1 pseudogene is annotated in these 1,521 nt (G+C 63.6%); it reads left to right on the forward strand.

Annotated features, from left to right (window positions below):
• Positions 1 to 115 precede the first annotated feature (115 nt).
• A pseudogene (locus G559_RS29480) lies at positions 116 to 1,199 on the forward strand (DUF6396 domain-containing protein).
• Positions 1,200 to 1,521: the final 322 nt, after the last annotated feature.

A 1,521-nucleotide genomic window follows, 5' to 3' on the forward strand; every position in this document is an offset into this window, starting at 1 on the left:
CTGCCCACGCTGACTCTAGAGCGCCGCACGGCCCGCCTGTGGCCACTGCCGGAAAAGGTCACTGTGGGCCCGGAATAGGTCAGGTGGAGAATGCTCGGTGAAGCCTAGGGCTTGGGTGCTGGCTGTTCTGTTTTTGCTCCTGGCCGCCTGCGGCGGCCATGGACTCAAACTGAAGAAGGATCCCGCCATGGACCCGCTCCCCCAGATCCGCGCCAACCTGGCCTTCACCTGCCGCCACGAGCGCATCCCCGAGGCGTCGGCCGACAGCGACCAGCTATTCAAGTACGCCCGCTGGCTGCAGAAGAACAACCAGCTCAAGCAGGACCCGGCGGTGGACGCCGAGGTCGAACGCCTCTACCGCATCGCCGCCGAGCATCAGCACTACAAGGCCAGCATCAACCTGATCAACGGAGCCTTTCGTGGCCACTTCAAAGTGCGCGGCGCGGAACGCTTGCGTTTGAGCCAGGAGCTGATGGATGCCGGTGTCGCCAGTGGCTACTACTTCGTTGGCCTATTCCTGCAACGCGGCTCTGCCGGCCTGCGGGAAGATCCGGAAATGGCCCTGCGTTATTACCGCAAGGCCGCTGACGAGGGCAGCGCACTGGCCCAGGCCCTGGTGGGGGACAAGTTGGCGCCCATCGATATTGCACCGGATATCGCCCGGCAGATGCGGCGTTGTGCGGCGGAACAGGGGAATGGAAAGGCTGCCACGTCCTTGGGCGTGAATCTGTCAGGAGTTGGTCGCTATCAGGAGGCGCTGGAGGCTTTTCAACTAGGAGTCGCAGCGGGCGATGAAACGTCTGCAGGCTTTCTGGATGAAGGCTTTCGTGGTCCCCCCCCCAACAAACACTCTCCATTATCTGGGCCAAGAGAAAGACCTTGAGCGCGCCGAACGCTACAAGACCATCTGGCGCATTCTCGCCAGATACTCCTACGCCAAGCCCTCAGTCCCCGAAATCAACGACATCCTGCCCTTGCCACCCGCCCAGCTGCCGCCCTGGGATGGCAAGCTCCAGTGGCTGGAGGAGCGCAAGGCCAATGTCCCGCCGCCCAAGCCCAGCGAAGCGCTGATTAGCCAACTGGCGGAGGCCCGGCAGCTCGACCCGGCCACCGGCTGTCCGCTGCCCAGTTCACTGAACTTCGTCGCGGTATGGTGTGGTCCATTGTGGCGGCGATTTCAATCGCCAACCGGACCGTAGGGCCGGCCTTAGGACTTGCAGGGGATGCTGCGCATCCCTTGGCGAATGAATTGGCTATGTCTGCGTTAGCTGTTGCAAAGTTGATTTAAGCGCTCTAGCGCAGGCATTCCAGGCTTCCGGGCCAGCCTGACGCAGCCCTCACCCCCCGGCCCCTCTCCCAGAGGGCGAGGGGTGACTCGCGCCGGCGAGGTACAAGCCATCCTGAAGCCCACATGGGCCTGAAACCGGGCTGACGAGGTGGGGCAGCGACTGCGCCCCTTCAGGAGGCCGAGCGGAATCGTTGTGCAGGGGGACGAGCGGCATGGATGCCGCGAGAGGCGTG

The sequence above is a fragment of the Metapseudomonas resinovorans DSM 21078 genome, assembly GCF_000423545.1.
Taxonomy (GTDB): Bacteria; Pseudomonadota; Gammaproteobacteria; order Pseudomonadales; family Pseudomonadaceae; genus Metapseudomonas; species Metapseudomonas resinovorans.